Origin of the sequence: Pedomonas sp., from assembly GCF_036515995.1 — a bacterium.
Taxonomy (GTDB): Bacteria; Pseudomonadota; Alphaproteobacteria; order Sphingomonadales; family Sphingomonadaceae; genus Pedomonas.
Genome location: NZ_DATBUP010000027.1, coordinates 1 through 7,569, shown reverse-complemented (window position 1 = coordinate 7,569; position 7,569 = coordinate 1). Strand labels below are relative to the sequence as shown.

The 7,569-nt window shown below is 61.2% G+C and carries 7 protein-coding genes and 2 pseudogenes; 6 read left to right on the top strand and 3 right to left on the bottom strand.

Annotated elements, in window-relative coordinates; genetic code table 11:
• Positions 1-378 (bottom strand): SDR family NAD(P)-dependent oxidoreductase (locus tag VIG90_RS02250; RefSeq protein WP_331591805.1); only part of this gene is annotated, 378 nt, incomplete at its 3' end.
• Between the two features lie 15 nt (positions 379-393).
• Positions 394-2,760 carry a TonB-dependent receptor gene (locus tag VIG90_RS02245; protein WP_331591804.1) on the bottom strand — a complete coding sequence of 789 codons (2,367 nt, stop codon included), beginning with the start codon at positions 2,758-2,760 and terminating at the stop codon, positions 394-396.
• A gap of 184 nt (positions 2,761-2,944) precedes the next feature.
• Between VIG90_RS02245 and VIG90_RS19835 the strand changes: the two are divergent.
• The 6 genes and pseudogenes from VIG90_RS19835 to VIG90_RS02220 all read left to right on the top strand — a co-directional run.
• Positions 2,945-3,094, top strand: a pseudogene (locus VIG90_RS19835) (TetR/AcrR family transcriptional regulator); the annotation flags it as partial.
• Positions 3,095-3,130: 36 nt separating this feature from the next.
• Positions 3,131-3,544, top strand: coding sequence for a TetR/AcrR family transcriptional regulator C-terminal domain-containing protein (locus VIG90_RS02240; RefSeq protein WP_331591803.1), 414 nt, complete (start codon positions 3,131-3,133; stop codon positions 3,542-3,544).
• A 499-nt stretch (positions 3,545-4,043) separates the two neighbouring features.
• Positions 4,044-4,898 (top strand): DUF7146 domain-containing protein, encoded by an 855-nt coding sequence (locus tag VIG90_RS02235; protein ID WP_331591802.1) that lies wholly within the window; start codon positions 4,044-4,046, stop codon positions 4,896-4,898.
• An 87-nt stretch (positions 4,899-4,985) separates the two neighbouring features.
• Positions 4,986-5,375 carry a DUF3768 domain-containing protein gene (locus VIG90_RS02230; RefSeq protein ID WP_331591801.1) on the top strand — a complete coding sequence of 130 codons (390 nt, stop codon included), beginning with the start codon at positions 4,986-4,988 and terminating at the stop codon, positions 5,373-5,375.
• A gap of 168 nt (positions 5,376-5,543) precedes the next feature.
• Positions 5,544-6,392, top strand: a complete 849-nt coding sequence (locus VIG90_RS02225; RefSeq protein WP_331591800.1) for a hypothetical protein — start codon at positions 5,544-5,546, stop codon at positions 6,390-6,392.
• The gene (locus VIG90_RS02220) at positions 6,389-6,700 is read left to right on the top strand and encodes a hypothetical protein (RefSeq protein WP_331591799.1); all 312 of its coding nucleotides are present in this window, start codon (positions 6,389-6,391) and stop codon (positions 6,698-6,700) included. Before VIG90_RS02225 ends, VIG90_RS02220 begins: the two co-directional genes overlap by 4 nt.
• Positions 6,701-6,710: 10 nt before the next feature.
• Here VIG90_RS02220 and VIG90_RS02215 read toward each other — a convergent pair.
• Positions 6,711-7,569: pseudogene (locus VIG90_RS02215) on the bottom strand (IS630 family transposase); the annotation flags it as partial.

Here is a 7,569-nt window from a genome sequence, read left to right as displayed (position 1 = left end):
GCAAAGAAGGTGCCCCCGCAAGTTGATCGAGAGCGTCCGGTCGAAAACGGCCAGATCTTCATCCAGCGCGTTGCTGTCCTGCATGATGGTCCCGAGGTCCGCCGCATTGATGTGGGCACCCGTCAGGCCGCCAAAGCGGTCGGCTGCCGCGGCAACGGCCTTGTTGACCGAGGCTTCATCGGCAAGGTCGATGTAAACCGGAAATGCCTCGCCGCCTTTTGAAGTTACGTCATCCGCAACAGCCCGTGCTCCGGCTTCGTTGATGTCTGCGGCGCAGACTCGCGCGCCCTCGGCTGCCAGACGCTTGACGGTCGCCGCGCCGATCCCGCTGCCGGAGCCAATGACGATGATGGACTTGTTCTTAAGTCTGTCGAACATGGCAAGGTGTCCCTCTTAGAAGTTCAAGGTCGCCGTGAGGCCGAACTCGCGGGGCGCCGATACGGAGACCGTTCTGTAGCCGGAACTGAAGACGACGTCGGGGTCGACCGTTCCAACCTGGCCGATCGATGAGCTGATCGAGCGAATGCGCTCCTGATTGAAGACATTCTTCACGAAGCCGGAGATTTCCCAACCGTTTTCACTGCGCAGGCCAATGAAGATGTTGAGGTTCGTCAGGCTCGAATACTTGAACTGAGCCAGGTCAGAGTTGAAGCCGGGCTGATACGTCAGCAGCGCACGCACAAAGGCGTCATTGGTGCCGACTGGAACGCGATACTCTGTATTGGCGCTCAGACTGAAGCGCGGCGCCTCGGCGATGCGATCATCTCGAGTGCATCTCGCCGTTTCCTGACCGACTGGAATGATGATCTTTCCGGATGCGTCGAACACGTTGCACGGCGCTGATGCATTATCATAGCGTGCATCGACATAGCTTGCGGCGACATCCAGGTCCCAGTTGTCGGTAGGCGTTGCCGAGAGTGAGATTTCAGCGCCCTTCGATTTCACATCGCCGTTGAAGTTGAAGTCGAAAGAGCTGGTAATCGCACCGTCCCGATTGGCCGAATAATAGACCTGCGGAACACGTGATATATAATTATTGATTTTCTGGTAGAACAACGCCGCATTGAGCGACAGGCGCCGATCAAGGAGCTTCGATTTGATGCCCAGCTCTACGGAATCCGAGGTTTCATCATCGGTTTGGGTAAGATCGGCGCTGAGCGGATCCGTCAAGCCGACAGCGACCGGGCCGAAGCGATAGGAATGGCCATACGAAAGATACGTCGTCACATCAGGCGAGGCTTCGTAGACAATGCTGCCACCGCCGGTCAAGGCCTTGAAGCGATGGGCGGTTTTTGCGTTCGACGGCAGATCCGGGCCGATCATTGTTCCGGCAGGCACCCCGAAAAGGGGCAAACCGGGCGTGTTCACGGTGAGGTAAGTCTGGAAGTTGCTCCGCAGCCAATTGTAACGCGCGGCCACCTCCGCACGCAGCTTGTCCGTCAACTGGAACTCCAGGCTGCCGGCAATGGATTCGGTGACATTCTTTATGGGTACGGTTGTCGTAATGTCGAGCGGAAGGAACAGACCGGTGCTCGCTGCGATCGGGGTTGCAGGGCCGGGTAGGCCCAGCAGCGTGCTCGGGAAGAAGGTCGCGCTCTGCTGAGAAACGGCAGTTGGCCCGGAAATTGCCGACCTGTAGGCACTTACCGTGTAGTTGATAGGGCCCGCAAACCTGGAAGCCAGCCGAAGCTCGCCGGTCAGGCCGTCGTACCGGGTGTCAGTGTCCTGAAGATTGATGAAATCGGGGACCGCATTTGTTGGATCATAATCGCGCCGGGCCCTCAGCTTGGTGTCGACATAGCCCCCTGAGAAGGCGAGCTCGTGTGTGCCAAGGTCCCAGCTGGCGTTCAGCGTCAGGAAGTGCGACCGGTTCTTGAAATGAGCCGGCCCCTCCGTCACCGACAAACGATCGTCCACGTCGATTGCAGGGCCACTGCGGCTGGGATCAAGCAGCCTCGGTTGATTGCCGGTGCCGACAACCTGCTGGAATACTCGAGAGTCAACATCGAGGTATTGATAGACAACGTCAGTGCGGAAATCTGGCGAAGGTTCATAGGCAACGCTGAGGCGGCCGCTCTTTGTCTCCGACCGGGAGCGTTCGCCGGTGTGAATGTTGCGCACGTGGTTGGCGCGGTTCTTGTCGGTCAGCACAGCCGCCCGCACCGCAAGCACATCCGATTTAAGAGGGATGGATACGGCGGCCTGCAGATTGTAGGCATCGCGGGTTGCTGCCGTTCCCTGGACATAGCCGTTAACCTCGTTCAAGTCAGGGCGGCGCGTTGCAATCGTGATTGCGCCAGCCGGAGCGGTCTTGCCGCGGGTCGATCCCTGCGGACCGCGCAGCACTTCAATCTGTGCAATGTCGTATAGTGCGGCAAACGTCTGCTGGGCATTGACGGACATCTCGTTGAAGTAAACTTCAACGGCCGGAAACGCGCCGCTGTCGGGATCGAACGAGATGCCGCGCAGCGTCGCGGTATTGTTGCGGCCGGTGGTGTTCGTGATCTGCAAACCAGGCGAAAGCTGCTGGATATCGCTCACATTCAGAATCGAGAGGCGCGTAATCTGCTCGCCGGTTGTGACATCGACCGCCATCGGCACGTCCTGCAGGCGTTGGCTCTGCCGTGTTGCCGTCACAACAATATCGTCGAATGTCAGTTCAGTTTGCTGCTTGGTTTGCGCATAGGCTGGAGCGCAAAGGGCGACAGCCGTCGTTGCGCACAGCCCGATACGCTGTGCAACAGACATAATATTACGCAAGTTATCCCTCCCCCTTATCTTTAGTTCAGTTAGTGTGGGTCAAAAGCCATTGTGAGTACGGTTTAATAAGTAATGAGTCGTTTGATTTCTTCTCACGTTGCGTTATGCCGCTCACACCGTCAAGAGGATTTATGAGTAAGCACTTAGTTTCAAAGAGGGGGCCGGACGCCCCAAAGCTCAGGATCTGAAAAAGCGGGCCGAGGAACTGCTTTCGATTGCCGAAGCAGTTCTAATCGAGCACGGATATGAGCGCGCCACGCTTGACCTGTTCTCCAGGAAAGCCGGCGTCTCGAAGCAGACTATCTATGCCAAGTACGGTGGAAAGCCGGGTTTGCTTCAGGCTGTGCTCCAGAGAATCGCAGATCGCTCGTTGGGCGCGAAGTTCGCTGATACGGACGACTTGTCCTTGTATGACGGCCTTTATGAGCGGGCCCGCACAGTTCTTAACCTGAACCGAACGGCGGCTTCTATTGCGATCACCGCAATCAGCGTCCGCGAGAGTCACCGTTTTCCGGAGTTCCGGCAGGCAATGCTGGAGGCCAAGAGGCTTCGCCAGCAAGAGCCGCTGCGACGTTATCTGGAAAGCTTCCTGCGCCGTGGACTGATCCGGACCGTGGACTGCGATGAAGTGGCATCCCTTTTTCTCTGGCTGCTTGCAGAGGACATGGTGAAGGCAGTGGCGACTGGGCAAGTGCAGCCAAGAACGCCGGAAGAGATTGATCGTAAGGCCGCGTTCGTTGCGGACCTGATCTCACGGGGTTTGGCACGCCAACAAAGTGATTAGCGGTTGAACCCGGAGCAGAGCTGCAGTGGCTCACTTTGCGCTGGCAGACAGGAGGGTTAAGCTGCTCTTGCTTCTGATAATGATCTGGACAAACTGGACCATGGTGCTCTCCGCGTCATGGCCACGAAGCAGGTCCGGGAATGGCGTCTGGTTTCGGAAACTGCTGTGATCCCATCGAACAGCGAACATGGGCGCGAAGCTGACGCCAGCTATAGCGCCCGACGGGCAATCGCTCGGCTCGGCGTCCGCTTGCATGCGGTCGGTTAGCCTGCCCCTGGTGATGTATGACGGGGCCTACCCTTTGCCTGCAGTCAGGCCTTCCAGCCCCGAACATATCAAGCTGATCTCATGCGTGCCGCTGCGATTGCGCCTTGGCATTCGTTTTCCTTGGCCCCTTTCTCGCAGGAAAAGAAAGAGGGAGGGGGGGAAGAGGAGGGGGGTGAGAAGCATCAATCCCTTGCCTCTTCCTGCCCCTCGTTCTTTTCCTGGGAGGCCTCCCATGACCTCAGAACTGGCCGCGGCCGGCGCCCGTCTGTGCGGGCTGCTCGGCGGCGCCTGGTTCGGACAGCACGGCATGTGCCGCTGTCCGGCCCACCATGATCGCACGCCCTCGCTCAGCATCCGTACTGGCGAGCAGGCGCTGCTTTTCAAATGCCATGCAGGCTGTTCCCAATCGTCTGTGCTGGCGGCCATCCGCCAGTATGAGCCCCACCTGGGCGGTTGTCGCCTCAAGGCCTTGCCGCCTGAGCGCAATCCCCAGGAAATCCAGGCCTGGGTGGAGAGGCTCTGGGGCGAGGCGGTGCCGGTCCAGAACACGCACGCTGCCCGCTACCTGGAAGCACGCGGGCTAACTGCTCCTCAGAGCGTGCCCTTGCGCTTCCTGCCCCGCTGCCGCCACCGGCCGAGCGGGCATTGGCCTCCGGCTTTGCTCGCCGCGTGCCAGGACCTGGACGGCCGGCTTGTGGCGTTGCACCGCATCTACCTCGACCCGAACGAACCGCGCCTCAGCTCCTACGAGCCCCGGCGCATGCTGACCAATGCGCCCGGCAAAAGCGCAGTGCAGCTGGCGCCGGCCGATGCGACGCTCGGGCTCGCCGAGGGCGTCGAGACGGCCCTGGCCGCGATGCAACTTCACGGCATTCCGGTCTGGGCGGCGCTGTCGAGCACGCGGCTCTATCAACTGAGGCTGCCGGAGAATGTCCAGACCCTCGTGCTGTTCGGCGACAATGACGAGGCCGGCCGCCACGGCGCTGCGCGGGCGCAGGCCACCTATGCCAGCGCGGGCCTCGAGGTTCTGGCCCGGTATCCCGAGCCGCCCTGCAACGACTGGGCCGATGTCCTGAAGCCGGCCTGATCAACCATTTCCGCGACCCGCGCCGCTGCGACCGGCTGCTCTTTCTCGAGCAGGCCGGGCGCACGCGCTTGCCGAAAGGCTTTTGCCATGACCCGAGACCTTGATGACCCGGCGCACAAGGCCCGCATTCGCGAGCTTAACGACCAGCTGCGCCAGGCCCCGTTTGACACGAGCCTCGGCCAGGTGGTGCTGACCACGGCCGTCGCCGACTTCCTTCAATCCGCGCCGGAGCTGCTGCCCAAGGAATGGCTGGCGCGCCGGCTGTTTCTGTTGCGCGCTTTGGCCGCGTTCGATGCTTTTGACGAAAACAACGACCCTCATCAGGAACACGACTTCGGATTTTTTGAAAGCTGGCAGCGCACCTTCTTCTTCAAGATCGACTACTACGACACGGCCGGACGCAAGGGGAGTTCAGACCCCGCCAACCCGGCCGTCACCTGCCGGGTGCTGACCGTCGGGTTTCCCGAGGATTACTGACGACCTTCGGTGGCCTCGAGGGGCACTGCCCCCGCCAAGCAGCTCAACGTTCTCGCCACCTCTACCCTGATCCCTGCCGCTTCGGCTTCTTCCTCGCGTGTGCTCACGCGGGGCGCCGTCGTGCTGCGCGGGTGCCCTCAGGGCCTTCGCTTGAAAGGAGCCCTTCTCATGTTCAAAGACCTGCTCAAGCTGTTCCAGAAAACCCTGCGCTTGCGCCAACGCCAACGCCCGCGCCCCGTTCTTCTTTTGACGCGGCGCATCGGCGCGCCCGCCGAGGAGGCCGGCACGGATCATTCAGCCCGCTGGCGGGAGCACCAGATCGAGCGCAACGCCGAATGGATGCGCGACTTCTGGGGCGTCAAGCACACGCTCCTCCACGACACGAAGAGTCCGGGTGGGCCGCTGTCGGTGACGCCCCTCAAGGTCGAGCCGCACTGGTATGTGCTGAAGCACCTGGCCCGCTGGTCCCGCGGCCAGTATGAGGCGGCGCCCCAGGGCGTCATCGACCGGGCGGTTGCCGAGATCCTCGGCATCAGTCTGACCCATGCCGTCCTCATGCGCTTAGGGCCTGAGAATGATCGCCCGATCTGGCCGGACACGCTCATCGAGCGCGACGGCCGCTACCCGTGGGCCACCCCGGAGATCCATGCCTTCTGGAGCCGGCTTGATACGGTATCCGAGGCCCAGTGGGCCGACATCGCTGCGGCCGCCAGCCTTCAGCGCGAACACCTGCGCCAGCACTGGCGGGAAATCCACCGGATCGCGCTTACCTACTACTCGGACTACCACGATGTCCTCCGGCAGGCCGTCAGCACCGCGCTCCACGCTTGCCCGGCCGAGCATGCCCAAAGCCTTGCCCACCTCAAGGCGCGGGCGACCTTTGAAATCCTGGCGACCCATGTGGCGGGCAAGCATGTGCCCGGCCGCCACCTGGCGCTGTTCGGCATTCGCTCCGTCGCTGATCTCGTGGAAGCGGCGAGCCCACCGGCCGCAGACCCAAAGGAGCCCCGGCCATGACGGGGCTCAGCATGCCCATGCAGCAACAGCTGCCCGCCTTTGAGGAGGGAGTGATGCGCGCCTCAGAACCTGGCTCATCCATGCCCTGGCCCGACCACCCATCGCCCCTGCGCCGGCGCTTGAGCGACTACACCCGCGCCTGCCGGGTCGCCCAGCGCCTGTTCGAGCGCCATGGCCGCCCTGTCGCCATTATCGCGCAGGACTGCCCGATCCAGGCGCACTGCGTCGTCTGGGGCGAGGATGTATTCTGCCTCGAGCTCGAAGGGACCGGGCCGAGGCCCTACCGCCTGGTCTCGACCATCTTCTAGTCTGGTGAATCTAAAGTTCGGTGCATAAGGTTTTCTGCGTTTTCTGGCAAAAGCGCTTCACTGACGAGAGGATCTCATCAGCGGTTTTGGTCCATCGATAGGGCCTTGGGTTTTTGTTGTGCTGCTCGATGAAGGCCTGAATATCGTTTTCGAGTTGCCTGACTGAGGTATGAACGCCGCGGCGCAGCTGCTTGCGCGTGAGTTCGGCAAACCAGCGTTCAACCTGGTTGATCCAGGATGCGGATGTCGGCGTGAAGTGGACATGGTAATGAGGTCGGCGTGCCAGCCAGGCTCTCACCGCGGCGGTTTTGTGGGTGCTGTAGCTATCCATGACGATATGAATGTCCAGGCCGGCAGGGACGCTGGCGTCAATCTGCTTCAGGAAATCCAGAAACTCGACGGCTCTGTGCCGCTTGTAGCATTTGCCGATCACAAAGCCTCACGCGATGTCGAGCGCTGCAAACAGTGAGGTTGTGCCATGCCGGACATAGGAGTGGGTTCGGCGCTCCGGTACGCCCGGCATCATCGGCAGCACCGGCTGTTCCCGGTCAAGGGCCTGGATTTGGCTCTTTTCGTCAACACTTAGGACCAGTGCCCGCGTTGGCGGCGACAGATAGAGCCCGACGATATCGCGCACCTTGTCCACGAACAGCGGATCATTGGACAGCTTGAACGTCTGGGTGCGATGGGGTTGCAGGCCGAAAGCACTCCAGATCCGCCGAATTGTCGTATGAGAAAAACCGGTTGCGGCGGCCATCGAACGGATCGACCAATGTGTGGCATCGCCTGGTGTTGAACGTAGCGTCCGTTCAATCACGGCAGCAATCTCATCATCCTGGATTGTGCGCGGTCGGCCCGGCCGGGCCTCA